28 protein-coding genes are annotated in these 22,367 nt (G+C 67.0%); 10 read left to right on the top strand and 18 right to left on the bottom strand.

Going from position 1 to position 22,367, the window contains the following annotated elements; genetic code table 11:
* Positions 1–20: 20 nt before the first annotated feature.
* Entirely contained in the window at positions 21–365 is a 345-nt protein-coding gene (locus ACQUQR_RS04685; protein WP_435195142.1) for a helix-turn-helix transcriptional regulator, read from the top strand.
* Here ACQUQR_RS04685 and ACQUQR_RS04690 read toward each other — a convergent pair whose 3' ends face one another.
* Both ACQUQR_RS04690 and ACQUQR_RS04695 read right to left on the bottom strand, forming a co-directional pair.
* Positions 366–680: a hypothetical protein gene (locus ACQUQR_RS04690; protein ID WP_435195144.1), complete on the bottom strand. Its 315-nt coding sequence runs from the start codon at positions 678–680 to the stop codon at positions 366–368.
* Entirely contained in the window at positions 677–1,126 is a 450-nt protein-coding gene (locus ACQUQR_RS04695) for a winged helix-turn-helix domain-containing protein (protein WP_435195146.1), read from the bottom strand. Before ACQUQR_RS04695 ends, ACQUQR_RS04690 begins: the two co-directional genes overlap by 4 nt.
* 109 nt (positions 1,127–1,235) lie before the next feature.
* Here ACQUQR_RS04695 and ACQUQR_RS04700 point away from each other — a divergent pair, with 109 nt between their 5' ends.
* Complete coding sequence (locus tag ACQUQR_RS04700) at positions 1,236–1,499, top strand: hypothetical protein (protein WP_435195147.1); 264 nt, start codon at positions 1,236–1,238, stop codon at positions 1,497–1,499.
* Here the strand turns inward: ACQUQR_RS04700 and ACQUQR_RS04705 are convergent, their stop codons facing one another.
* From ACQUQR_RS04705 to ACQUQR_RS04715, 3 genes are read right to left on the bottom strand one after another with little or no spacing between them, the layout of a single operon-like run.
* A complete protein-coding gene (locus tag ACQUQR_RS04705; RefSeq protein ID WP_435195149.1) occupies positions 1,500–1,937 on the bottom strand; it encodes a MaoC/PaaZ C-terminal domain-containing protein in 438 nt (145 codons plus the stop codon).
* A complete protein-coding gene (locus ACQUQR_RS04710) occupies positions 1,934–2,368 on the bottom strand; it encodes a PaaI family thioesterase (RefSeq protein WP_435195151.1) in 435 nt (144 codons plus the stop codon). Before ACQUQR_RS04710 ends, ACQUQR_RS04705 begins: the two co-directional genes overlap by 4 nt.
* Positions 2,365–4,314, bottom strand: a complete 1,950-nt coding sequence (locus ACQUQR_RS04715; RefSeq protein ID WP_435195152.1) for a 3-hydroxyacyl-CoA dehydrogenase/enoyl-CoA hydratase family protein — start codon at positions 4,312–4,314, stop codon at positions 2,365–2,367. The genes ACQUQR_RS04710 and ACQUQR_RS04715 overlap by 4 nt, the downstream gene beginning before the upstream one ends.
* Positions 4,315–4,486: 172 nt before the next feature.
* Between ACQUQR_RS04715 and ACQUQR_RS04720 the strand changes: the two genes are divergently transcribed.
* Positions 4,487–4,768 (top strand): DNA-directed RNA polymerase subunit L, encoded by a 282-nt coding sequence (locus tag ACQUQR_RS04720; RefSeq protein WP_435195153.1) that lies wholly within the window; start codon positions 4,487–4,489, stop codon positions 4,766–4,768.
* A 48-nt stretch (positions 4,769–4,816) separates the two neighbouring features.
* Here ACQUQR_RS04720 and hisF read toward each other — a convergent pair whose 3' ends face one another.
* The gene (hisF, locus tag ACQUQR_RS04725) at positions 4,817–5,632 is read right to left on the bottom strand and encodes an imidazole glycerol phosphate synthase subunit HisF (RefSeq protein WP_435195154.1); all 816 of its coding nucleotides are present in this window, start codon (positions 5,630–5,632) and stop codon (positions 4,817–4,819) included.
* 95 nt (positions 5,633–5,727) lie between these two features.
* On the opposite strand from hisF, the gene ACQUQR_RS04730 reads away from it, so the two are divergent.
* Complete coding sequence (locus ACQUQR_RS04730) at positions 5,728–5,901, top strand: DUF7550 family protein (protein WP_435195156.1); 174 nt, start codon at positions 5,728–5,730, stop codon at positions 5,899–5,901.
* 29 nt (positions 5,902–5,930) lie between these two features.
* Positions 5,931–6,872, top strand: a complete 942-nt coding sequence (locus ACQUQR_RS04735; protein WP_435195158.1) for an ornithine cyclodeaminase family protein — start codon at positions 5,931–5,933, stop codon at positions 6,870–6,872.
* Here the strand turns inward: ACQUQR_RS04735 and ACQUQR_RS04740 are convergent.
* Positions 6,869–8,056 carry a hypothetical protein gene (locus ACQUQR_RS04740; RefSeq protein ID WP_435195159.1) on the bottom strand — a complete coding sequence of 396 codons (1,188 nt, stop codon included), beginning with the start codon at positions 8,054–8,056 and terminating at the stop codon, positions 6,869–6,871. The genes ACQUQR_RS04735 and ACQUQR_RS04740 overlap by 4 nt on opposite strands.
* Before the next feature lie 45 nt (positions 8,057–8,101).
* Positions 8,102–10,261 (bottom strand): phosphoribosylformylglycinamidine synthase subunit PurL, encoded by a 2,160-nt coding sequence (gene purL, locus ACQUQR_RS04745; RefSeq protein WP_435195160.1) that lies wholly within the window; start codon positions 10,259–10,261, stop codon positions 8,102–8,104.
* Positions 10,262–10,426: 165 nt separating this feature from the next.
* On the opposite strand from purL, the gene ACQUQR_RS04750 reads away from it, so the two are divergent.
* Both ACQUQR_RS04750 and ACQUQR_RS04755 read left to right on the top strand, forming a co-directional pair.
* Positions 10,427–11,110, top strand: a complete 684-nt coding sequence (locus tag ACQUQR_RS04750) for a PHP domain-containing protein (protein ID WP_435195161.1) — start codon at positions 10,427–10,429, stop codon at positions 11,108–11,110.
* The gene (locus ACQUQR_RS04755; protein ID WP_435195163.1) at positions 11,110–12,168 is read left to right on the top strand and encodes an asparagine synthase C-terminal domain-containing protein; all 1,059 of its coding nucleotides are present in this window, start codon (positions 11,110–11,112) and stop codon (positions 12,166–12,168) included. Before ACQUQR_RS04750 ends, ACQUQR_RS04755 begins: the two co-directional genes overlap by 1 nt.
* On the opposite strand, the gene ACQUQR_RS04760 is transcribed toward ACQUQR_RS04755, so the two are convergent.
* From ACQUQR_RS04760 to ACQUQR_RS04770, 3 genes are read right to left on the bottom strand one after another with little or no spacing between them, the layout of a single operon-like run.
* Positions 12,160–12,639 (bottom strand): NUDIX hydrolase, encoded by a 480-nt coding sequence (locus ACQUQR_RS04760; protein WP_435195165.1) that lies wholly within the window; start codon positions 12,637–12,639, stop codon positions 12,160–12,162. The two genes, ACQUQR_RS04755 and ACQUQR_RS04760, sit on opposite strands and share 9 nt — an antisense overlap.
* A 47-nt stretch (positions 12,640–12,686) precedes the next feature.
* Positions 12,687–12,935: a hypothetical protein gene (locus ACQUQR_RS04765; protein ID WP_435195167.1), complete on the bottom strand. Its 249-nt coding sequence runs from the start codon at positions 12,933–12,935 to the stop codon at positions 12,687–12,689.
* A 24-nt stretch (positions 12,936–12,959) separates the two neighbouring features.
* Positions 12,960–13,928 (bottom strand): transcription initiation factor IIB, encoded by a 969-nt coding sequence (locus ACQUQR_RS04770; RefSeq protein WP_435195169.1) that lies wholly within the window; start codon positions 13,926–13,928, stop codon positions 12,960–12,962.
* A 148-nt stretch (positions 13,929–14,076) separates the two neighbouring features.
* Here ACQUQR_RS04770 and gatC point away from each other — a divergent pair, with 148 nt between their 5' ends.
* The 3 genes from gatC (at position 14,077) to ACQUQR_RS04785 (ending at position 16,102) form a co-directional block, all read left to right on the top strand.
* Positions 14,077–14,343, top strand: coding sequence for an Asp-tRNA(Asn)/Glu-tRNA(Gln) amidotransferase subunit GatC (gatC, locus tag ACQUQR_RS04775; protein ID WP_435195171.1), 267 nt, complete (start codon positions 14,077–14,079; stop codon positions 14,341–14,343).
* On the top strand, positions 14,340–15,605 hold the full coding sequence (gene gatA, locus ACQUQR_RS04780; protein ID WP_435195173.1) for an Asp-tRNA(Asn)/Glu-tRNA(Gln) amidotransferase subunit GatA: 1,266 nt from the start codon (positions 14,340–14,342) through the stop codon (positions 15,603–15,605). The genes gatC and gatA overlap by 4 nt, the downstream gene beginning before the upstream one ends.
* A gap of 248 nt (positions 15,606–15,853) precedes the next feature.
* Complete coding sequence (locus ACQUQR_RS04785) at positions 15,854–16,102, top strand: hypothetical protein (protein ID WP_435195175.1); 249 nt, start codon at positions 15,854–15,856, stop codon at positions 16,100–16,102.
* A gap of 7 nt (positions 16,103–16,109) precedes the next feature.
* Here the strand turns inward: ACQUQR_RS04785 and ACQUQR_RS04790 are convergent, their stop codons facing one another.
* The 7 genes from ACQUQR_RS04790 to ACQUQR_RS04820 form a co-directional block, all read right to left on the bottom strand.
* The gene (locus ACQUQR_RS04790) at positions 16,110–16,637 is read right to left on the bottom strand and encodes an Lrp/AsnC family transcriptional regulator (RefSeq protein ID WP_435195176.1); all 528 of its coding nucleotides are present in this window, start codon (positions 16,635–16,637) and stop codon (positions 16,110–16,112) included.
* Entirely contained in the window at positions 16,637–17,470 is an 834-nt protein-coding gene (locus tag ACQUQR_RS04795; RefSeq protein WP_435195178.1) for an alpha/beta fold hydrolase, read from the bottom strand. The genes ACQUQR_RS04790 and ACQUQR_RS04795 overlap by 1 nt, the downstream gene beginning before the upstream one ends.
* Before the next feature lie 101 nt (positions 17,471–17,571).
* Positions 17,572–18,462: a ribonucleotide-diphosphate reductase subunit beta gene (locus tag ACQUQR_RS04800; protein WP_435195180.1), complete on the bottom strand. Its 891-nt coding sequence runs from the start codon at positions 18,460–18,462 to the stop codon at positions 17,572–17,574.
* Positions 18,463–18,511: 49 nt separating this feature from the next.
* Positions 18,512–19,309, bottom strand: a complete 798-nt coding sequence (locus ACQUQR_RS04805) for an enoyl-CoA hydratase/isomerase family protein (protein WP_435195182.1) — start codon at positions 19,307–19,309, stop codon at positions 18,512–18,514.
* 111 nt (positions 19,310–19,420) lie between these two features.
* Positions 19,421–20,215 carry an ABC transporter ATP-binding protein gene (locus ACQUQR_RS04810; protein ID WP_435195184.1) on the bottom strand — a complete coding sequence of 265 codons (795 nt, stop codon included), beginning with the start codon at positions 20,213–20,215 and terminating at the stop codon, positions 19,421–19,423.
* Entirely contained in the window at positions 20,212–21,507 is a 1,296-nt protein-coding gene (locus tag ACQUQR_RS04815; protein WP_435195185.1) for a branched-chain amino acid ABC transporter permease, read from the bottom strand. Before ACQUQR_RS04815 ends, ACQUQR_RS04810 begins: the two co-directional genes overlap by 4 nt.
* Positions 21,504–22,367, bottom strand: coding sequence for a branched-chain amino acid ABC transporter permease (locus tag ACQUQR_RS04820; RefSeq protein WP_435195187.1), 864 nt, complete (start codon positions 22,365–22,367; stop codon positions 21,504–21,506). The genes ACQUQR_RS04815 and ACQUQR_RS04820 overlap by 4 nt, the downstream gene beginning before the upstream one ends.

A 22,367-nucleotide genomic window follows, 5' to 3' on the forward strand; every position in this document is an offset into this window, starting at 1 on the left:
GGCTCTCGGATAGATGCACAATGGCTGAAGAGGACCTTTCCGAGGACGAGATGCGGGGGCTCGAACTCGTGCGGCAGAGCGGTGGTATCCACCAGAGCGACTTCTGGAAGGAGATGGACGTGGACTCCCGGAAGGGGAGCCGCATCATCGAATCGCTCGCGGAGAAGGGGTACGTCTCCCGCGAGGAGACCGTCTACAACGGGCACAACACCTACTACATCGAGGCCGAGGTGAAAGCCGAGGAACTCGATTTCTCGCTTCTGATGGCCGGTGACATGCTCTCGCCGTTCATCGGGGACGAGGAGGTCGACCCCAACTCCGATAAGTTCTCGCAGTGGGTGATGAACCTCGCCTACCAGCGGTAACTATTCGACTTCGGAGACGACCAGTTCGACGATCGTGCCCAGGGCGGTTTCCGGATCGGTATCGTCGTCCTGTTGAGGGCGCGTGATTTCCACGTAGGAGAACTTCCGGGATTCGACCCTGTGCGGTCCCTCGGTGTCCTCGTCGAACGAGGCACCGTCCGCATCTCTGCTGATTGCGCCCAGCTCCAGCTCGTCGCCAGTAGCGGGCACCATCAGCGCAGAGCTGGAGAAGATTCGTCCGAGCTGTTCCCCGGATTCAGCATCGGTGACGTAGATCATCTCCACTCTGGTATCTGCCTCGACTTCGAAGGTCATGCTGTGTTCATGGCTGCCCGAATCGTCTCCCGTGCTTCATCTTGTTGGGAGTCTCGTTCGCTGGAGGATCGTTCGTCGTCGAGATGTTCGAGCAACTCCATGTACGGCGACCGCGCCGTATTGTCGAGTATTGCACCGGAGCGGAGCAGCAGTTCACCGTGTGCCCGGCCGAGGTGTTTCACGGCCTCGTCATCCCGATTGATTCTGTACAGCGTCTTCCGGCCCTCCGATTTCGTTTCGACGAGTCCGCCCTCGACGAGTAGGTCCTTGTTGCGACTGAACGTCGCCTTGTCGAAGCCCGCCTGATTCGAGATCTGTTTCGCGGTGAGCCACGACGAGTGGCGACGCAACAGGACATCGAGTATCTTCACCCGGCTCGGTGTCGCGAGCAGGCGCACGAACGGGGAGTTCTCGACGTATTTTGCTCCACCATGTTCCACCATCATACCCCCCTATACGCCCTGGCAGTATTAAAGTTGCATCCATGCAACCTCGTGTTGCAGTAGAACAACAAAACAGTGATACGAGCACCAGCAGATGTCCGAACCACGACCGATGGAAGCGGACGAGATGAGCGAGCTACAGGCGTGTATTCTCCAGTTGACGGCGACGAACGGGATGTACTCACCGCGGTCGATGTACGTCGAACAACTCGACCGGCAGATCGTCGGGTACAGCGAGAGGGAGATCAGCGCCGCAGCGGCGTCTCTGGCGGACGAACACGACTGGGCGACGTTCTCCAACTCGAAATTCACGATAACGGACCGGGAGGAGGCCCTGCGAACCGCAACTGAACTGAGAACAGACGTATATGGCTAACTACTCCAACAACGACAGCATCTCACACGAGATGACCGTCTCCTCACCGACCTTCACGTCGAGCGCGTAGCGGACGGTCCCCGTCCCGGGGCTGTCCGGCTTCTCCTCCTTCTCGATGACCTCCGACTCGATGTGGATGGTGTCGCCGAAGAACACCGGCGCGCGGAAGCGCAGGTGGTCGATGCCGTAGAACGCGACGACGGCGTTCCGCTCTTTCACCGTTCGCGTCTGCCACACCAGCCCCGTCGCGGCCGAGAGGACGAGCATCCCGTGGGCGATGCGCTCGCCGTAGTGGGACTCCGCCATCGTGTCCGCGTCGAGGTGGACGTGGTTGTGGTCGCCGGAAACACCAGCAAAATTCACCACGTCGGCCTCGGTGATGGTCCGGCCGTGGGACTCGTGGGTGTCACCGACTTCGAGTTCGTGGAACACGCTCATGGTGTGTCACCTCGGAAGAGCCGGTAGGTAGTTCCACCGGTGGCGACGACTTTCTCCTCCCCTTCATACTCGGTCGTCACCGTCGACTCCGTGACGCCCATCGTCTTGCCGGCGCGGACGACCTCGGCCTCGACGCGCACGGCCTGTTTCGCGGGCCGGACGTACCGGACGTTGAGATCCGTCGTCGTCAGCATGGCGCCGTCGGGCTCGTCGAACGTGGTGCGCAGCGCGAACCCCGAGGCCGTGTCGATGACCGTCGCGGTGATACCGCCGTGGACGGTGCCGGAGGCGACGTTGGCGAACTTCTCGTCGAACGGGAGCGTGAACACGACCCGGCCCTCCTCGACCGTCTCGATGTCGAGGTCCAGCCACGCGAACAGACCGTGCTCGCGCAGGTCCCGCTCCAGCGCGGCGTACCGCTGGGTGCTCATTTCCCCTCGAACTCGGGGTCGCGCTTCTCCATGAACGCCGCGGCACCCTCCTCCATGTCCTCGGTGCCGAGGAGCAGACCGAACGCCTGCGCCTCCATGCGGAGGCCGGCCTGGATGTTCTCGTCTTTCCCGTCGTTCATCACCTGCTTCGCCTTCCGGAGCGCGATGGGTGCCCCGTTCACGAGGTCGTCGAGGAACGCCTCGACCGTCTCGTCGAACTCGTCGTCGTCGACGGCGCGGTTGATGAGCCCCCACTCCTCCGCGGTCTCGGCGTCGATGCGGTTCCCGCGGAAGACGAGCTCTTTCGCCCGCGCCTCAGTGAGCATCCGCATCGCGCGCTGGGTGCCACCGCCACCGGGGATGAGCCCGAGGTTGATCTCGGGGAAGCCGAACTCCGAGTCCTCCGTGGCGATACGCAGGTCACAGGCTAATGCGAGTTCGTGGCCACCGCCGAGACAGTAGCCGTCGATCTTCGCGAGCGTCGGCACGGCGACGTTCGCGACCGCCTCGAACACAGGGGTGATATCCTTCTCGTGGGGGTCGACGCCCGCGAAGCCGGTGATGTCCGCGCCGGCACAGAACGCCTTCTCGCCCGCCCCCTCGAAGGTGATACACCGCACCTCGTCGGTGTCGATGGAGTCGAGAAGATGGACGATCTCGTCCATCATGTCCTGGTTGAGCGCGTTCAGGCGCTCGGGGCGGTCGAGGGTAACTTCGAGGAGGCCACCGTCCTGTTCGACGGAGATGGCGGTGTACGAACGGTCGCTGCCGGAGCCGTACTCGTAGAAGCCCGCGCCGGCGTCCTCACCGGTGTTGCCCTTCTCGACCAGCTGGACGAGATACTCCGAGGGCTCGTAGCGGTCCTCACCGTACTCCTCGTGGAGCGACCGGAGTTTGTCGAGGACCGTATCCAGCCCGAGCTTGTCCCCGCGACGGCAGGGGCCCTCCGGGAACCCCGTGCCGAGACGCATCCCGGTGTCGATTGCTTCGGCCGTGGCCACGTCGTTGCCGATGTGCTCGGCCGCCTGATTGATGATGCAGGCCTCGACGCGGAGCCAGTCGAACCCCTCGGCGTCGTCCGGTTCGTAGTCGGCACCGTCGCCGTCCTCGTAGTCGTAGTAGCCCTTTCCTGTCTTCTTCCCGTACTCCTCGGCCTCGATCTTCTCCTCCATGACGGGCGGGATGGGCATCCCCGCCTCGTTGCGGACGTGATAGGAGATGTCGATGCCCGTCATGTCCGAGAGCTCGAAGGGGCCCATCGGGTAGCCCCGCTCGTAGACCATGCAGGCGTCGGCCTGCCGGATGTCGGCTTCACCCTCCGAGACCATCCACGCGGGCTCGGTGATGAAGGGGCCGAGCACGGCGTTGACGACGAAGCCGTGGACGTCCTTCTGGACGTAGATCGGCGTCTTGCCGATGGACTCGACGAACTCGTAGCCCGTCTCCGCGGTCTCATCGGACGTCTTCTTCCCGTAGATGACCTCGACGAGGTCCATCTTCACCGGCGGGTTGAAGAAGTGGAGGCCGACGACCTGGTCGGGGCGGTCGGTGGCCGTCGCGATCTCCGTGATGGAGAGCGAGGAGGTGTTCGACGCGAGGATGGCGTCCGGCGGCGTGAACGCGTCGAGATCCGAGAAGATGTCCTTCTTCAGGTCCATCTTCTCCGGGGCGGCCTCGATGACCAGGTCCGCGTCCTCGACGGCGGTTTCGAGGTCCGTCTCGGTGGAGATGCGGTCGAGCACCTCGGCGGGCGCCTCGTCGATGATGCCCTTCTCCGCGAGCTTCTCGAGTGACCACTCGATGGACTCGTAGCCGTCGTCGACGAACTCCCGTTCGATGTCGCGCATCGTGACCTCGTAGCCGGCGAGCGCGATGACCTCCGTGATGCCGTGGCCCATGCTGCCGGCCCCGAGCACCGCGACCCTGTCGATGGTATCGACTGTCATGCGCCACACTCGCCCCGGCACGCTCTTAATTCCACCGCCGTTCGCTTACCGCTGTTAACTCACGGTCGTGAAACGCTACCAAACGTAAGCTCTTCGTGGGAATCGGTGAACTTCTGGATTCGCCGGGAGCCCGCTTCGTAAGCTTGATGCGCGCGAGATAGGTAACGAAGGTATGGACCTGCGCGTCATCAAGAACGAGGAAACGGAGCTCTCCATCGAGATCGCGGGCGAGGATCACACGTTCATGAACGTGCTGAAGGGGGCGCTTCTGGAGACCGAGGGCGTCGTCGCCGCGACCTACGACATGAACCCCGAGCAGTCCGGTGGCCAGACCGACCCCATCCTCACCATCAAGACCGAGGAGGGTGTCGCCCCGCTCGACACGCTCGAAGCCGCAGCCGGCAACGTGAAAGACAAGACGAACGCCCTGCGTGACGCGTTCCTCGCCGCGTAATCGGTTCGTTCTCTCTCGTTTCACCGGACCGTGAGTGACGACGCCTGATTACAGCCGAACCGGGACGCCCCGCTCGTCTAAGTACTCCTTGACATCCCCGACGGTGTACTCCTCGAAGTGGAAGATGCTCGCCGCGAGCGCCGCGTCCGCGTTCGCCTCCGTAAAGACCTCGTAGGCGTCCTCCGGGCCGCCACAGCCCGAGGAGGCGATGACCGGGGTCGAGACGGTGTCACAGACGGCCTTCGTGAGCGGGATGTCGTAGCCGTCCTTCGTCCCGTCGGCGTCGATGCTGTTGACGAAGAGTTCGCCCGCGCCCCGCTCCTCGGCCTCCTGTGCCCACGAGACCACGTCGATGCCGGTGCCCTCGCGGCCGCCCTTCTTCGTACACTCGAACCACGCGCTTTCGCCGTCGATTTCGACGTAGTGCTCGCCCTGCTCGTCGAACCTTCTTCGAGAGTCCACGGAGATGACGATACACTGGTTGCCGAAGGCGCGCGCGCCCTCGGTGATGAGTTCGGGGCGTTCGAGCGCACCGGTCGTGATGGAGACCTTGTCGGCCCCCGCGCGAAGCGTCTCCTTGATGTCCTCGCGCGTGCGGATGCCACCACCCACGGTGAGGGGGATGAACACCTCGTCAGCGACGCGGGAGACGGTGTTCAACATCGTCTCCCGGCCGTCGGCGCTCGCCGTGATGTCGAGGAAGACGAACTCGTCGGCCCCGGCCTCGTTGTACTTCTTCGCGAGTTCGACGGGGTCGCCGGTGTACTGGAGGTTCTCGAAGTTCACACCGGTGTAGACGGCGGCGTTCCCGTCCTCATCGAGGTCCACGTCGATACAGGGGATGATGCGCTTGGTGAGCGTCATTCGTTATCGGGAGTTGGCGAGGGGGCGGTTTCACCGTTTCGACCACGCGAACGATATCCGATAGCTATTGGTAGTCGCGTTCGTTATCCTCGTCCATGACCGACCACGCTGATGACGGTGGGCACACGGCCCACGACAGCGAGTACGCGACCGAGCGCACGACCGCCCCGCAGAGCGCCTACACCATGAAGGACGTGACCGTCGGCACCCTCGTCGCCCTCATCGGCGTCCTCGTCGTCTTCGGCATTCCGCTCGCACTCACGCTATAAACTAAGGTCTCTACCCGCGTTTTCCGGCCATGCGCGTCCTCACCGACGCAGACGTGGCCACCTGCATCGACCTCGATAGCTTGCTCCCCGTCGTGGCCGAGGCGTTCTCGAAACAGGGGAAGGGCCAGGTCGAACGCCCCGACCGGCCGCACTTCCCGATTCCGGGCGGGACGGGGCTCACGATGCCCGCGTATATCCACGGCGCGGCGTACGTCGCCACGAAGCTCGTCACGGTCCACGAGGCGAACCCCGAACGCGGCCTGCCCACCGTTCAGGCGCAACTCGTCCTCCAGGACGCCGAGACGGGGACCCCCGCGGCGTTCCTCGACGGCCGCCGCGTCACCAACGCTCGAACGGGCTGTATCGGCGGCCTCGCGGCGAAACACCTCACCTCAGGTCGCATCACGCTCGGGGTCATCGGCTCCGGCACGCAGGCGCGGTGGCAGACCCGCGCCATCGCCGCGGCGACGGAGCTCGGGAAGGTCCGCATCTACTCCCGGAGCGAGGCGCGGGAGGCGTGTGCCGCCGAGTTGGGTGAGGAACTCGACTGCCCCGTCGAGGCCGTCTCCTCGCCCGAGGCCGCCATCGCGGACGCCTCCGTCGTCGTCACGGCCACCACGGCGACGAGCCCCGTCTTTCCACCGGAGGCGCTGGCCCCCGACGCGCTCGTCATCGCCGTCGGTGCCTACACGAGCGAGATGCAGGAGCTCCCACCCGAGATTTTCGAGGGGGCGACCTGCTTCGCCGACGTGCCGGCGGAGGCGGCGGAGACCGGAGACGCCCGCGCCGCACGGGTCCGCGAGGGGGCGCTCGTTCCCCTCTCGGAGGCCATCGAGGGGTGGGCCGAACGCGAGGCGAAGAAGCGGGCAATCGTTCTCAGCGTGGGAACGGCGGTGCTGGACGCGGCGACGGCTGAGTACGTGCTGGAGCGGGCAGAGAAACGGGGTCTCGGGACGGAGCTGCCGTTTTAGGTCCGAACGACGATCCCGTCCCCGCGCTCGACGGTCGCGTTCGTCACGAATCGTGGCGTGCCGAACAGCAGGACCGTCGTCTCGCCATCGACGCGAACCAGCCGATAGCTCGCGTCGCTCGGACGCTCCCACTCGGCGAAGGCCTGCTCGAATTCCGTCGCGTTCGCCCGGTCGTCCCAGCGGTGGGCCCAGACGTACGCGCTATCTCCTTCGTCCGCGAGGCCAACGATGGTATCGTTCCCCCACCCGGCAGCGGCACGGCCGGCCGTCTCGTCGGGGAGCCCCGTCGAGAGAGCACCGCGGAGGAACAGCTCACCCTGTCGCGATCGACTGGCTTCGGTCCAGTCGCTCTCGATGGAGACGGTGGGGGCTGCGACCACCTCCGTCGGGCCGTGAATCAGCGCCTCGGAACTCTCGGGTGGGGCCTCGTACACCGAATCGAGTTCACTCGGGTCGTCGACGCGCTGGTCGATGTAGCGCACGCCGAAGTAGTACCGAGCGAGCAAGTATTTCCGAGCCCCGGTGGCGTTCGCGTAGGCCCGTTCGATGGCCGCTCGGGGGGATTCCCCAGTCTTGATGTGCCGGTCCCAGTACGCCTGTGCGGTGTAGGTCGCCGCGCCTTCTGTGACTCCGGAGGCCGCGATAGCGGTGTCCGTGGAGCCGTCAACGACGCGTCGCCCGAGCCGGTCGTGCACCCCGCTCCGGCGCTGGACGATGTGGACGTACTCGTGAGCGAGGATGGTTTCGAGTTCTGTGGCGGTCTGGTTCCCCGTCGCGATGTACACGGCGTTCGGGTGGGCTACGTACGCCGAGGCCCGGAAGCTCCCGCCCCCGGTGAGCCCGAGCCAACGGAACAGGTCGCTCTCGGCGTAGCTCCCGCGCTCGAAGTACGACTGCTCGCTGACGTAGACGTTTCTGGGCGGGGCCACGTCACTCCCGAGCAGCGCCTGCGTCCGGGCGAAAACCGCGGTGGCATCGAACGGCAACTCACCGTTCCGGACCCGGACCTCTCGCTCGGGAGTGGTGGTCGCTGGCGGGGTCGCTGCCGGGGTCGGTGTGGCTGTGTCGGTGACCGCCACGTCTGTCTCGGTCGGCTGCGGCGTCGTGGAGGGTGTGGCCGTCGGCCCGGCCCCACACCCGGCAAGGACGAGGAGGGCGACGACGGCAAGGAGGCGGAGTCGCATGGCTCACCGTCCACGACTCGAACCAAAAGCGTTCGGCTTGTTGACCTATTCCAGTTCCCGCTCGATGACGGACCGAAGCTCCCGAATCTCCTCAGCAGTCACGGCGAGACTCTCGTTCCCCACGGAGAGATTCAGCCCACCGGTGTCGTCGGCGACACCGATCTCGGCGACGGGGAGCGCGTCACCGACCGCCTCGCGCACGGCGGGTACGTCGGTCGTCTCCACGACGACTCTCCCCGGAAGCTCGGAGAACAGCAGCTCCGCGTGGCCGCCCTCGCCCGCGAGGGTGACGCTCGCGCCCGCGTCGCCGACCATCTCGGCGAGCGTGACCGCGAGGCCACCGTGGCTCACGTCGTGGGCGGCGAGCGTGGAGTCGAGGTTCGCCACGCGGGCGATGGCCTCGACGACGGCCTTGGGCTCCCCCGGGAGCGTCGGGAAGGCGTCCGTGCCGCCCATGGAGGCGAGATACTGCGACCCGCCGAGGCTCCCGGCGGGCGCGCCGACGAGGAGGACGGTACCCTCGCCCTCGAACGCGGAGGAGGGGGCGTCGTAGCCCCGCTTGGTCCCGGTCATCGCGAGGGTGGGGGTCGGGGGGATAGGTCCCGAGGGAGAGTCGTTGTAGAGGGAAACGTTCCCGCCGACGACGGGCACGTCCAGCGTCGAGCACATGTCCGCGAGACCGTCCACGATGGCGCGGAAGCCGCCGTACACGTCGGGCTTCTCGGGGTTTCCGCCATTGAGACAGTCCACGGCGGCGAGCGGGGAGGCGCCGAGGACGGCGACGTTCGTGGCGTTCTCCAGCGCGACGGCGCGGGCCCCCTCGTAGGGTGCGGCGTTCGTCCAGTTCGGGTCCGCGCCGGCGGTGAAGGCGAGGCCCGTCTCGGCCTCCCGGATGGCGATGAGTGCACCGTCGCCACCCGGTCCCACGGCGGTCCGGGCGCCGACCTCGTGGTCGTACTGCCGGTAGACCCAGCGCTTGGAGGCCGTGTTGGGGCTGCCGACGACGGCCTCGAACGCCGCCTCGAGGTCGAATTCGGGGAGATCCCGCTCCTGCTCGGGCGGCTCCTCGTGGTCGAGGTCGTTCATCGGCGCGCCCTCCGCGAGATACTCGGCCGGCACGTCGACGACCGTCTCCCCCTCGAAGGTGCAGACGTAGTTCCCCTCCGTGACCTCGCCGATGACCGAACAGCCGAGGTCGAACTTCTCCGCGATCTCCTTCACAGCATCGACGTTCTCCGGTCTCACCTCGTAGCACATCCGCTCTTGCGACTCGGCGAGGAGGATCTCGAGCGCGTTCATGTTGGGTTCGCGCTGGTGGACCCGTTCGAGGGCGATCTCGGCGCCGAGGTCGCCTTTCGCGATCATCTCGGAGGAGGCACCGCCGAGGCCGGCCGCCCCGAGGTCGCGGGCCGCCTCCACGACGCCTGCGTCGATGAGCGCCTCGTTCGCCTCGATGAGCAGCTTCTCCGTGTAGGGGTCGCCCACCTGCACCGCGGGGCGGTCCTCGGTTTCCGCGTCCTCGGCGAGGTCCTCGCTGGCGAAGGAGGCGCCACCGAGGCCATCTCTCCCGGTGCCGTTGCCGACGAGGACGAGTTTGTTCCCCACCTCCTGCACCGCGGCGGTGAGCAGGCGCTCCTTCGGGAGGAGGCCTACACAGGCGACGTTCACGAGGGGGTTGCCGACGTACTTCTCGTGGAACGCCACCGACCCGGCGACGGTGGGGACGCCGATGCAGTTCCCGTAATGGGAGATCCCCTCGACGACCCCCTCGAAGAGATAGCGGGAGTGTTCGCGGTCGAAGTCGCCGAAATACAGGGAGTCGGCGAGCGCGATGGGGTAGGCACCCATCGAGAGCGTGTCGCGGACGATGCCACCCACGCCGGTGGCCGCGCCGTCGAACGGGTCGACGTAGGAGGGGTGGTTGTGCGACTCGATGCCCATCGTGATGTAGGTGTCCGAATCAGCGCGGTCTTGACCGCGAGTGGAGTCGGCGTCAGCCGACGGAAGGGCGACCACCGCGGCGTCGTCACCGGGGCCGACGACGACCTGGTCACCCTCGCTGTCGAACGCCGACAGCAGGGGGCGCGAGGAGCGGTAGGCGCAGTGTTCACTCCAGAGGTTCTCGAACAGCGCTTCCTCCGCAGGGGTCGGGTCCCGGCCCAGCTCCGCGACGACGAGTTCGCGGTCCGACGGCGAGAGAGTCATTCACCTGTCTGTCCATATCCGGGAGACAAAAGGATTCTGTTGTACACGTTCGTGACCAGTTCCGTGACCGCCCGACCGCGGGGGCGGCGCGGCGACCCGGACGCGTGTGAGCGCATCACACGAGCTATCGTGGTCTTTTTCTCCCCGTATCCGCTACGGAGTGGTGTGTTACAAGCAGAGCTCCACTGCCACTCCGCGCTCTCGTACGACGGCCGTGACCCCGTCGACATGCTGTTGACACAGGCGCAGGCAGTGGGTCTCGACGTGCTCGCCGTGACCGACCACGACGAGATCGACGCCAGTCTGGAGGCCGCAGAGAAGGCCCCCGACTACGGCCTCGTCGGGATTCCGGGGATGGAGGTGACGAGCGCCGCGGGTCACGTCCTCGCGCTGGGCGTCCAGGAGCTCGTCCCGCCCGGGCTGGAGTTCATGGAGACGCTCGACCGCATCTGGGAGCAGGGCGGCATCGCCGTCATCCCCCACCCGTATCAGAAGGCGCGCCACGGCGTCGCCCCGCATATCACCGGCGAGGAGCTGGCGAGCGCCGACGGCATCGAGATCTACAACTCCCGGCTGTTTACGGGCCGGTCGAACCGACAGGCCGAGGGGTTCGCCGAACGACGTGACCTCCCGATGACCGCTGGCTCCGACGCCCACATCGCGGAGATGGTCGGGCAGGCCGTCACGGAGCTGAAGACGACGGACCGGAGTCTCGACGGCGTGCTCGACGCCATCACGGACGGGCGAACCTCCGTCGTCGGCAAGCGAACCCCGTGGCGGATCAGCTTCAAGCAGTTCGGCGGCGGGATGAAACGCCGGGCGAAACAGACGCTCTTTAGCCCCTTCTGATGCGCGGCGCACCGGCCGAGATCGTCCGTGCCGCACGCGAGGCAGCTGACCCGCTCCCCGGCAGCTACGGCTTCGCCGGGGAGCTCGACGGCGCGCTCGTCCGGGACGTGCTCGGCCGCGAACTGGTCTACTCCGACGGCGACGCGTGGAGCCACGACCCCTCGGAGCTCGAGACCCCCTCGCTCGTGCCCGCGGGCCACGCCCGCACCGCGGGGCGCGACGAGCGCGTCTGGCAGCTTCCCGCGTTCGACCCCACCGAGAGCCACGCGGACGCGGTCACGGCCGTGCGTGAGGCCGTCATCGACGCGGTCGACGGGGTCGAACCATCCGAGATGGCCGTCGCCTTCTCCGGCGGGGTCGACTCCGCCGCCGTCGCCGGGCGACTGGACGCCCCCCTCTACGTCGTCGGCTTCGAGGGGAGCCACGACATCGCCGCCGCCCGCGCGTCGGCCGAGGCGATGGGCCGCGAGCTCCGCGTCGTCGAGCTGGACCACGAAACACTGGAGCGCGCGGTCCCCGAGGTCGCCCGCGCCATCGGCCGGAGCAACCCGATGGACGTCCAGATCGCCCTGCCGCTCTATCTCGTCGCCGAACGGGTGGCCGCCGACGGCTACGACGCCCTCGCGGTGGGACAGGGCGCGGACGAGCTGTTCGGTGGGTACGCGAAGGTGGCGAAAGCGCCCGACGACCCCCGCGTCGAGGCCGACTCGGTCAGGGGTGCGGTTCGGGAGGTCGTCGGCTCACTCCCCAAGCAGCTCGAACGCGACCTGCGCGCGCTGCGTGCAGCCGGCGTGGAGCCGGTCGCCCCGCTGCTCCACGACGCCGTGGTCGAGGCCGCGCTCCGACTCCCGGAGGAGCTCCTCGTGGCTGACGGCGAGCGCAAACGCGCCCTGCGGCTCGCCGCGGACTGGCTCCCCGACGAGGTCCGCTTCCGCGAGAAGAAGGCCGTCCAGTACGGCACCTACGTCTCCCGCGAGCTCGATAGATTAGCCCGACAGGCCGGCTACAAACGCCGGATGGACGACCACGTCGGGCAGTACATCGACTCGTTACTCTGACGCTGAGACCGTCCGAATCGCTCGCTTCCCGGCCTCGACCACGTCTTCCGGGAGCTCATCCGCGCGCGCCTCCAGCTCCTCGACGGTGAACCACTCCCAGCGCTCGGGGTGGGCCTCGTCGTGGCCGTCGGGGGCGATCTCCTGGGTCTCCGACGCTCCATAAAAGACGAAGTCGATGTGCTGGTGGCCCACCGCGCCGTCGTGGACGTTGATGTCCTCGAGGAGGAAGTGCTGCGGTTCGGGGAGCGACCGGGCGGTCTCGGAGTCCATCTCCCCCTGCTCGGCGTAGAGCTCGACGTCGAGTCCCGTCTCCTCTTTCGCCTCGCGGAGCGCGGCCTCGTGGGGGAGTTCGTCGCGGTCGATGTGGCCGCCCGGTGGGAGCCACATCCCCAGCCGCTCGTGTTCGTGGAGTGCGGTCGCGCCGTCACAGACGACGTACACGGTGGCGACGAAGTGCCGGGTCGTTTCCATGCCCTCGTTCGGGAGCGGGGTGGCTTTCCGCTTGCGGTTGGCGAAGGTCAGCGAACGTCGCCCATCGAGAGAAAGCCCTCGCGGAAGGCGACGAGTAGGCGCTCTGTCGAGGTGAGGTCGTCCCAGTCGTCGGGACGGGACTCCTCGGGGACCTCGGCGATGGCGTCGGCGAGCTCGGCACGGACGTAGTGGTCGAACCCACAGCCGGACTCGCAGGTACGGATGATGGAGGGGACGCGGTACTCGCGTTCGACGGTGTTCCCGCACTCCGGGCAGACGTAGGTGTAGCTCGCCACAGCCGCGCTAGGTAGAGGAAGAAGTTAGGTGTTGATGGACTCCTCGGCCTCGAGGAGTTCGTGATACCGGTTGCGGATGGTGACCTCCGAGATGTTGGCGACCTCCGAGACCTCCGACTGGGTCACCTTCTCGTTGGTGAGCAACGAGGCGGCGTAGATGGCCGCGGCGGCGAGCCCGACCGGGGATTTCCCGGAGTGGATGCCCTGCTGTTTCGCGCTCTTGAGCAGCTGGCGGGCGCGGCGCTCCGCCTCGTCGGAGAGCTCGAGGTCGCTCGCGAACCGGGGGACGTACTGCTCGGGGTCCGCGGGTTCGATCTCGAGGCCGAGTTCGCGGGCCACGTAGCGGTACGTCCGGGCGATCTCGTCCTTCTCGACGCGGGAGACGGCCGTGATCTCGTCGAGGCTCCGGGGGGTGCCGGCCTGCCGCGCGGCGGCGTAGAGGCTCGCCGTCGAGACACCTTCGATGGAACGGCCGGGAAGGAGGTTCTCCTCTAAAGCGCGGCGGTAGATGACCGACGACATCTCGCGGACGTTGTCCGGGAGACCGAGCGCCGAGGCCATCCGGTCGATCTCGCCGAGCGCCTGCTTCAGGTTGCGTTCCTTCGAATCGCGCGTGCGGAACCGCTCGTTCCACGTGCGGAGCCGCGACATCTTCTGGCGCTGACGGTTGGAGAGCTGATTGCCGTAGGCGTCTTTGTCCTGCCAGCCGATGTTCGTCGAGAGCCCCTTGTCGTGCATCATGTTCGTCGTCGGGGCCCCGACTCTCGACTTCTCGTCCTTCTCGTTGGCGTCGAACGCGCGCCACTCCGGGCCACGGTCGATCTCGTTCTCGCCGACGACGAGACCGCAGTCCTCACAGACGGTCTCGCCGTGGGCTTCGTCGCTCGCGAGACGACCGCCACACTCGGGGCAGACGAGTTCGTCCTCGTGCTCCTCTGTGGTCTCCTCCTCGTCTCGCTCGCGCTGGAATCGTCTGACGGATGAATCGCTCATTGATGGGGTGGGTGGGGAACCGCGGGGGTAGAACGTCTATACAGTTTATCTGTTGGGGCGAAAGCGACTTAAGGTCTGGGGCCAGCGGGAGCCCTGCCGGGAGGGGCCGCATCGAAACCCTTAGTGCCGGCGCGCGGAACCCTCGCGTATGGTCGACCACGAGGAGGTCAGACACGTCGCGTCGCTCGCGCGCGTGGCGCTCGACGACGACGAGGTCGAGCGATTCGCCGCGCAGTTCGACGACATCCTCGCCTACTTCGACACCCTCGACGAGGTGCCCGAAGTCGAGCGCGAGGAGGACCTCGCGAACGTCATGCGCCCGGACGAGGTCCGGGAGGGGCTCTCCCAGGAGGAAGCGCTCGCGAACGCGCCTGAGTCCGAAGCGGGCTTCTTCAAGGGGCCGAAGGTCTCATGAGCGATATCTTCATCACCGAGACCGACCTCGACCCCACGGCCTCGGGGGCACTCGACGGCCGGACCGTCGCGGTCAAGGACAACATCTCGACCGAGGGCGTCGCCACCACCTGCGGCTCGAAGATGCTCGAAGCGTACGTCCCGCCGTACGACGCCACCGTCGTCACCCGGCTGAAGGAGGCCGGCGCCACCATCGTCGGCAAGACGAACATGGACGAGTTCGGGATGGGAACGACGACGGAGACCTCGGCGTTCGGCCCCACCGACAACCCGGCCGCACCCGGCCACGTCCCCGGCGGCTCCTCCGGGGGGTCCGCGGCCGCCGTCGCCGCGGGGGAGGCCGACCTCGCACTCGGCTCCGACACCGGCGGCTCCATCCGCTGTCCCGCCGCGTTCTGCGGCGTCGTCGGTATCAAACCCACCTACGGACTCGTCTCCCGCTACGGCCTCGTCGCGTACGCGAACTCGCTCGAACAGATCGGTCCCATCGCCAACTCCGTAGAGGACGCCGCTGCCCTCCTCGACGTGATCTCGGGCCCGGACGAGCACGACGCCACCACGCGTGATGCCGGTGACGAGAGCGACTACGCGAGCGCCGCCACGGGCGAGGTGGACGGACTCACGGTCGGCGTCCCCCGCGAACTCGTCGAGGGGGCCGACGACGGCGTCGTCGAGACGTTCGAGGCCGCGCTGGACGATCTGCGCGCACAGGGCGCCGAGGTCGTCGACGTGGAGCTCCCGTCCGTCGAGCACGCCGTCGAGGCCTACTACGTCATCGCGATGTCCGAGGCCTCCTCGAACCTCGCGCGGTTCGACGGCGTCCGCTACGGCGTCGGGGCCGAAACCGACGGGAACTGGAACGAGGCGTTCGCCGAGAGCCGCGAGAAGGGGTTCGGCGAGGAGGTCAAACGGCGCGTGCTCCTCGGCACCTACGCCCTCTCCGCCGGGTATCAGGAGAAGTACTACAAGAAGGCCCAGGACGCCCGTGCGTGGGTGAAACAGGACTTCGACGAGGCGTTCGAGTCCGCGGACGTGCTCGCCTCACCCACGATGCCCGTTCCGCCGTTCGAACTCGGCGAGAGCCTCGACGACCCGCTCCAGATGTACCTCGCCGACGCGAACACCGTCCCGGTGAACCTCGCCAACCTCCCCGCCATCTCCGTGCCCGCGGGCGAGTCGGACGGCCTCCCCGTGGGCCTGCAGCTCATCGGGAAGGCGTTCGACGAGGAGACGATCATTCGAGCAGGCAGCGCGCTGGCGTAATCGGTGACCCTTTTGGTCCACTGTGAGACGCTCGGCGTCTCACAAGCCCGCACTCGCGTTCGCTCGTGCGAACAGCTTTTGCCCGAGTGAGCGACAGCGAGCGAGGGGAAAAGGTGGGAGCGAGACGATCATTCGAGCAGGCAGCGCGCTGGCGTAAGCGCCGAACGCAGCCCGTTCATGGGCTGGTAAAGCCGTTCTTCGGCATCCTCGACGTAACCCTTTTTTCGTGGTATTGCCTAGCATCTAGCATGCCCAGCACGTTCCCGGCACGGAGTCGCGATAGCCCCGTCGGGCCAGCTGGGCATGCCCTCTGTGCGCTGTCAGCACTCGCGTTGACCGCGCTCGCGTTGTTCCTCGGGTTCACCACAGTCGCAGCAGCCACGGCACAGTTGGGTCTTTTAGCCTCCACCGCGCTCGTGCTCGTCTTCGCGTTCGCGCTCGTGATCTGGTGGCTCCTGTTCGAGATCGCGGCCGCGGAGGTCGCCGGCCGCGCGTGATCAGCGATCAGTGCTCGCTCAGCGTGTCGAGCACTGCGGGGTCAGTGCGGAATTTGAGGACGTTGTGGACCACGCTGTTGCGGATGTTGGCGATGACCTCGCCGTGTTTCTTGTAACACTCGTGGATCCACTTCGACTCCGCCGAGCGGGTGGGGAACATCATCACCGCCTTCCACTGGTACTCCCCGTCCGAGAGGAAGTAGAACAGCGTGTTCGGGGAGTCGCGGATGTACGCCATGGCGTCGCGCCACCCCTCCTCGAAGTTCTCGGTGTTGAACTTGAACTCGAACAGCCCGAACACGAAGTACTCCTCGTTCGGGATGACGGCCTCGCGGAACACCCCCTCCTCGCGCATACCCCGAATCGATTCGCTGACGGTGACGTGCGAGACGCCGATGTCGTACTTCTCTTCTAAGATGCTCGCGAGGTCCCGCGAGGAGAGCTGTGGGTCGCGAGAGAGCTCCCGGAGAATGTAGATATCCCGCTCTTTGAACTTCCAGTCCGGGGCGTCCTCCGGGTCCTCCTGAGGGACCATCAGGTATCACCCGCGAGGAACTCGCGGACCCGGTCGGCGTAGACGTCCTTGCGGTCCTCGGGCACCCAGTGGTAGGCGTCGTCGAGTCGCTGCAGGTCGCCATCCAGCTCCTCCGCGAGCCGCTCCCCGTAGGCGATGGGCTGCATCTGGTCGGCCGCCGCCCAGAGACACAGCAACTCAGCAGAGATGGCGCCGTAGTCGATCTCAGTGGTGTGGTTGGTGTTCGTCGAGACAGCCGCGCGAGCGAGCGCACGCTGGCCGCCCTCGCGGAGCCACGGCGCTTTCATCCCGGCGACGAACTCGGGGTCGGCCTCGCCGAACGCCCCGTCGTCGAACGCGAAGTCGAGTTTGGCCTCGAACTCCGCGGGGTCCATCGCCTCGGTCTTCGGCAGGCCCATGTTGACGATGAACTCGACGGGCCACGAGTCGTAGCAGACGACGTTCGAGCAGACCAGTTTCTCGACGCGCTCGGGCTGGTGGGCCGCGAAGCGGAGTGCGACCCCGCCACCGATGTCGTGGGCGACGAGGGTACACGTCTCGACGTCGAGGGCATCCAGCAGGTCGGAGAGTGCCTGCTCCTGGGCACGGATCGAGCGGTCGAACCCCTCGTGGGCGGCGGAGTTCCCGTAGCCCACGAGGTCGGGCGCGACGACGTGGTAGTCGTCTTCGAGGTCGGTCGCCGCGTCCCGCCAGAGGAAGCTCCACGTCGGGATGCCGTGGAGGAAGACGACCGTCTCGCCCGCACCCGCCTCGTAGTACGCCATCTCCACGTCGTGGCCGTCCACCTCGACTGTCTGGGAGGACTGCGCCTCGCTCCACGCCTCGTGGTTCATCGCTGCCACCCGGTCTCGGCGACCGGTCCAGTGTTGTGCTCCGACATGGCAGGCTGTGCGCGTTACGTTGGTAAAAAGATACCCCCGGCGGCCGTACAGCGTTAATCGTCTGATTCCAGTTTCGTGAGTTCGTTCACGTCCGGGACGGCCTCGCTGGCGGTCGTGATCTGTTTCATGCGGGTGGTGTGTTTCCCCGCGGCGTAGGCGACGAGGTCGTTCGGGCCGGGGCCTGCCGGCTCCACCCCCTCGTCGAACCCCGCGGTGGTGATGCCGTTGACGAGCGGGACGAGTTCGTTGACGGTGTCGTGGAGGAGCTGGGGGTCGACCCCCTCGGCCACGAGCTCCTTGAGCTTCAGCATCCCGAAGCCGACGTGACGCCCCTCGTCGCGCCGGATGAGGTCCAGCCCCGCACAGAGCCCCGGCAGGTGGGGTGCGCCCTCGACATCGGGGCCGTAGGTCGTCTGCAGGCCGTAGTAGGCCGTCTGCGCGAGGATTCCCTCGATCGTGAGGTGATAGTGGGCGTAGGCCACGGCGCGCGTCTCGGGCGTGTCCTCCGCTAAGAGCCGATGCATCGCGGTCTCCATCCGGTCGAACAGCTCGACGTAGTCGTCGTCGTACCACCGGTCCTCGTGGGGGGAGGACTCCTCGAGGCCACGCGCGCGTTCCGCCTCGTGGACCACCTCCCGCCAGTAGCGGTCGAAGAAGTCCGTGTGTTTCGCCTCCTCGTAGAGCTGGGTGGTGAGGAACAGCTGGTCCTCTACGTCGTCGAGCACCACCGCGAGGGGAGCGAGGTCGGTCGTCACCGACTCCTCGCCCGCCCCGAACTTCGCGAGCGCCGCCCGGAGCGCGTCGAACTCCGCTGTGGTCAGGACATCGAGCCGCGCGGCATCGCTCGTGAGGTCCACGTCCTGCGGGTCCCAGTGGCGTTCGACCGCGTTGCGATAGTAGCGAAACGACCGCGCGTCCCGGGAGAGCCGTGCGTCCTGTGTCATGCTCGAAGAAGAGCGACACAGCCGCAAGAACGTTCCGGCGATTGTGAGTTTATTTCCCCTCGAACTCCGGGTCACGGCGCTCCATGAACGCCTCCGCCCCCTCCGCGTGGTCCTCGCTCGCGAGAACGGCCGCCTGGGCCGCGGCCTCGTTGTCGATGGCCGCCTTCAGCGTCGTGTCCATCCCGTCGCGGATGAGGCGAACGGAGTTCTCGAGGCCGATGGTCGGCCCCTCGGCGATGGTCTCGATGAACTCGCCTGCGCGTTCCTCGAACTCGCTGGCGTCGTACGCGTGGTTGAACAGCCCGATGTCCTCCGCGCGCTCGGCGTCGAGCAGCTCGCCCGTCAGGACGAGCTCCTTCGCGGTGTTCTCGCCGACGAGCCGCGGGAGCAGATAGGAGGTGCCCGTATCGACGCCGAGCCCGACCTGCCGGAAGCCGAAGCTGATTTTGGCGTCCGTGCTCGCGACGGTGCAGTCCGCGGCGATGGCGAGGTTCGCACCCGCGCCGAACGCCACGCCGTCGACCTTCGCGACGGTCGGCAGGTGGAACTCGTAGAGCCGCTGGATGGCCCGCGAGGTGACGAGCTGGATGCTCCGGACGGCCTCCGCGAGCGGCGTGTCCTCCTCGAACCGCGCCAGCATCGCGTTGATGTCGCCACCGGCGCAGAACGTCCCTTCCTGCCCGGTGATGACGAGACACCGCGCCTCGGGGTGCTGTTCGACGGAGTCGATGGCCTCGATGATGGCCCGCGACATGTCACGGGACATCGCGTTGCGGTTCTCCGGGCGGTTCAGCGTGAGGGTCGCGACCCCGTCGTCGACCTCGACGAGGACGGCTTCGTCACTCATACAACCCCCCTCGGAGGCTTCCGTTGTAAGCTTTTGCCACGGTATACGCTTCCAAGGGTAACAGTTCTCCGGAAAAACGAATCCGCTGAAAGGCCGGACCGGGATGGAGGGCTACTCGGCCTCGCTCCCGAGATACGCCTCCTGCACGCGGGGGTCGTTCCGGATCTCCTCCGGGGTCCCCTCCGCGATCTTCGAGCCGAAGTTGATGACGACGGCCCGGTCGATGAGCGACAGCAGGCCGCGCATGTTGTGGTCGACGACGATGAGCGTCATCCCGTTCGCGCGGAGGTCCTCCAGCACGGCCGAGAGCGCCTTCACCTCGTTGCCGGAGAGGCCGGCGAACGGCTCGTCGACGAGCATCACGTCCGGCTCGGTGGCGAGCGCCCGCGCCAGCTCCAGTCGGAGCATCCCCGCGTGGGGGAGTTCGTCGGGCGTCCGGTGGAGGTCGTCGTCGAGCCCGACGCGCTCGCAGATGGCGATGGCCTTCTGTCTGGACTCGCCGCCGAGCCCCTTCGTGGAGAAGAGCTTGTTCGGCACGAGCGCGGTCCGGACGTTGTCAACGACGCTGCGGTCGCGTAGCGGCTTGAACGACTGGAACGTGCGTGCGAGCCCCCGCTGGACCATCTCGTAGGCGGGGTCGCCGGTGACCTCCTCACCGTCGTACCAGACCGTCCCCTCGGTTGGGGGGTAGGTGCCGGTGACGCAGTTGAACGTCGTCGACTTCCCGGCACCGTTCGGGCCGATGAAGCCGAGGATCTCCTGTTCTTCCACGGCGAACGAGAGGTCGTCGACGGCGGTGAGCCCACCGAAGCGCTTCGTGAGCCCCGAGGCGACGAGGACGCCGTCGTTCGGGCCGTAGTCGGTTCGAAGCTCGGGCGTCTCTTCGATAGGTGTGTCGGTGCTCATTTCTCCCTCCGGAAGAACTCGCGGTAGTTCTCGATGACCGACTCGACGGGCGAGCGGGTCTCGGACGGTGCGGTTCCGCGGAGCGCCTCGTCGGTGTCGCGGCCGCCGTCTGCGGCGACCCCGTCACCGAACCGCGCTCGCAGCCGCGCGTGGGCGCGACGGCCCATCACGATGGCCCAGCGGACGATGCCGCCGGGGAGGACGAAGAGGAGAACGAGCGTCACGACGGCGAAGATGAGGAAGCTCATGTCCCCGATTCGGGCGTTGAGCACCGGCACCATCACCTCCGAGACGTTGAAGCTCCCCACCCGGAACGCGAAGTTCCCGGGGTCGAACTGGAGGATGGGGACCGAGAGCTCGCTCGTCAGCGCGTCCCGGAAGAGGACGATGAACAGGCCACCGATGGCGGCCCCGACGATGGTCCCCATCCCGCCGAGGATGGCGGCGATGATGACCTCGATGTTCACCGTGACCGAGAGCAGCTGTGAGGGCTGGGGGTTCCCGACGGGCGTGTGGACGAGCATCGCGCCCGCGAGCCCGCCCACGGCGGCCGAGAGCACGAACGCGAACGTCTTGAACTTCGCCGGGTTGATCCCCGAGGCCGCGATGGCGTCCTCGTCCTCACGGATGCCGGTGAGCACCATCCCCGCGTCGGAGCGCGTCACCGCGAGCAGGACGGCGAGGATGGCGACGAACAGGCCGAACGCGACGTAGTAGACCGCCACGGCGTCCTGCAGGCCGAACCCGAAGATGTTGTCCGGGCTCGACAGCCCGAGCTCCCCGCCGAAGATCTCCGATTTGTAGATGAAGATCTGCAGCAGGATGAGCGGCGCGACGAGCGTCACCAGCGAGAGGTACGGCCCCTGCAGGCGCAGCGCCGGGACGCCGACGATGATGCCGGCAGCCGCAGCGAAGACGACGCCGACGGGGACGGCGAGTATCGGGTCGACGCCGTGTCCGAGGTTCAGCAGGGCCGAGGTGTAGCCGCCGATGGCGAAGAACAGCCCGTGGCCGAAGCTGATCTGACCGGTGTAGCCGGAGACGGTGTCCCACGACATCGCGAACATCGCGAAGTAGAGCGCCCCGGAGAGCTTCAGCAGGGTCAGCGCGTCCACCGTGAGCGGGACCGTGAGGCCACCGACCAGGGTGACGGAGCTGATGCCGACCAGGTTACCGACCGGGAGGAGCGCGAGCAACAGCAGGCCCAGCAGGCCGAGCTTGTGGCGCAGGGGGAGCGACCCCAGCATCCCGAAGCGCGGGCTTGCCGTGCCCGTGGCGGTTTCGTCGCTCAATGTGCCAGCTCCCTCCCGAACAGGCCTTCAGGCTTCACGAGCAACACCAGCACCAGCACGATGAGGGGTGTGAGCCCCTGCAGGCTGGAGTCGATGTACGACGTGGTCAGGACTTCGAGGGTCCCGATGAGGTACGCACCGACGACGGACCCCCGAATCGAGCCGATACCACCGATGACGACGATGCTGAACGAGAGGACGAGCGGTGCCCGACCCATCGCCCAGTAGGCCGACTGGAACGAGCCGAGGAAGACCCCGGCGAGTCCCGCGAGCGCGCCCGCGAGAACCCACGTGGTGAGCGTGATGCGGTCGGCGTCGATGCCGACGAGCGCCGCGCCCTTGTGGGTCATCGACGTGGCGAGCAGGGCCTTCCCGGGTTTCGTCCGGTTGACGAAGGCGAACAGCGCGCCGATGATGAGCCACGAGAGGGCGAACACGACGAGCAGGTTCGTCTGGACACGCGCGCCGAGGACCGAGACGTTCCCGCTCACGAGCGAGGGGAGTACCACCGGCTGGGACCCCTCGACGGAGAGGACGACCTGTTCCAAGGCGACCGCGGTCACCAGGGTCAGGATCATGACCATGATTGGTTCCTCCTGGACGCGGCGGATCATCAGCACGTAGAGCAGCCCGCCGAACGCCGCGCCCGTGAGGACGCCGGCGAGGAGGGCTCCGACGACGCCCAGGCCGAGCGTGGTGCTGGCGTGGTACGCGCCGAACGCGCCGATGGTGATGGCCGCCCCGTGTGCGAGGTTCAACACCCCGCCCACCCCGAAGATGAGGGTGAACCCGATGGCGACGACGGCGTACAGAGCCGAGATCATCACCGCGTTCAGGAGGACGCCGACTGCGTTTACCAT

The organism is Natronomonas sp. EA1, from assembly GCF_051195035.1.
Taxonomy (GTDB): domain Archaea; phylum Halobacteriota; class Halobacteria; order Halobacteriales; family Haloarculaceae; genus JBNTJV01.

Bases quoted from the DNA above. Each gene is read 5' to 3' on its own strand.
- ACQUQR_RS04795 (WP_435195178.1), bottom strand. From the start codon at position 17,470: ATGAACCACGAGGCGTGGAGCGAGGCGCAGTCCTCCCAGACAGTCGAG.
- ACQUQR_RS04820 (WP_435195187.1), bottom strand. From the start codon at position 22,367: ATGGTAAACGCAGTCGGCGTCCTCCTGAACGCGGTGATGATCTCGGCT.
- gatA (WP_435195173.1), top strand. From the start codon at position 14,340: ATGAGCGATATCTTCATCACCGAGACCGACCTCGACCCCACGGCCTCG.
- ACQUQR_RS04760 (WP_435195165.1), bottom strand. From the start codon at position 12,639: ATGGAAACGACCCGGCACTTCGTCGCCACCGTGTACGTCGTCTGTGAC.
- ACQUQR_RS04785 (WP_435195175.1), top strand. From the start codon at position 15,854: ATGCCCAGCACGTTCCCGGCACGGAGTCGCGATAGCCCCGTCGGGCCA.
- ACQUQR_RS04720 (WP_435195153.1), top strand. From the start codon at position 4,487: ATGGACCTGCGCGTCATCAAGAACGAGGAAACGGAGCTCTCCATCGAG.
- ACQUQR_RS04770 (WP_435195169.1), bottom strand. From the start codon at position 13,928: ATGAGCGATTCATCCGTCAGACGATTCCAGCGCGAGCGAGACGAGGAG.
- hisF (WP_435195154.1), bottom strand. From the start codon at position 5,632: ATGACGCTCACCAAGCGCATCATCCCCTGTATCGACGTGGACCTCGAT.
- ACQUQR_RS04805 (WP_435195182.1), bottom strand. From the start codon at position 19,309: ATGAGTGACGAAGCCGTCCTCGTCGAGGTCGACGACGGGGTCGCGACC.
- ACQUQR_RS04735 (WP_435195158.1), top strand. From the start codon at position 5,931: ATGCGCGTCCTCACCGACGCAGACGTGGCCACCTGCATCGACCTCGAT.
- ACQUQR_RS04755 (WP_435195163.1), top strand. From the start codon at position 11,110: ATGCGCGGCGCACCGGCCGAGATCGTCCGTGCCGCACGCGAGGCAGCT.
- ACQUQR_RS04710 (WP_435195151.1), bottom strand. From the start codon at position 2,368: ATGAGCACCCAGCGGTACGCCGCGCTGGAGCGGGACCTGCGCGAGCAC.
- ACQUQR_RS04695 (WP_435195146.1), bottom strand. From the start codon at position 1,126: ATGATGGTGGAACATGGTGGAGCAAAATACGTCGAGAACTCCCCGTTC.
- ACQUQR_RS04700 (WP_435195147.1), top strand. From the start codon at position 1,236: ATGGAAGCGGACGAGATGAGCGAGCTACAGGCGTGTATTCTCCAGTTG.
- ACQUQR_RS04730 (WP_435195156.1), top strand. From the start codon at position 5,728: ATGACCGACCACGCTGATGACGGTGGGCACACGGCCCACGACAGCGAG.
- gatC (WP_435195171.1), top strand. From the start codon at position 14,077: ATGGTCGACCACGAGGAGGTCAGACACGTCGCGTCGCTCGCGCGCGTG.
- ACQUQR_RS04740 (WP_435195159.1), bottom strand. From the start codon at position 8,056: ATGCGACTCCGCCTCCTTGCCGTCGTCGCCCTCCTCGTCCTTGCCGGG.
- ACQUQR_RS04705 (WP_435195149.1), bottom strand. From the start codon at position 1,937: ATGAGCGTGTTCCACGAACTCGAAGTCGGTGACACCCACGAGTCCCAC.
- ACQUQR_RS04685 (WP_435195142.1), top strand. From the start codon at position 21: ATGGCTGAAGAGGACCTTTCCGAGGACGAGATGCGGGGGCTCGAACTC.
- ACQUQR_RS04810 (WP_435195184.1), bottom strand. From the start codon at position 20,215: ATGAGCACCGACACACCTATCGAAGAGACGCCCGAGCTTCGAACCGAC.
- ACQUQR_RS04800 (WP_435195180.1), bottom strand. From the start codon at position 18,462: ATGACACAGGACGCACGGCTCTCCCGGGACGCGCGGTCGTTTCGCTAC.
- ACQUQR_RS04690 (WP_435195144.1), bottom strand. From the start codon at position 680: ATGACCTTCGAAGTCGAGGCAGATACCAGAGTGGAGATGATCTACGTC.
- purL (WP_435195160.1), bottom strand. From the start codon at position 10,261: ATGACTCTCTCGCCGTCGGACCGCGAACTCGTCGTCGCGGAGCTGGGC.
- ACQUQR_RS04715 (WP_435195152.1), bottom strand. From the start codon at position 4,314: ATGACAGTCGATACCATCGACAGGGTCGCGGTGCTCGGGGCCGGCAGC.
- ACQUQR_RS04790 (WP_435195176.1), bottom strand. From the start codon at position 16,637: ATGGTCCCTCAGGAGGACCCGGAGGACGCCCCGGACTGGAAGTTCAAA.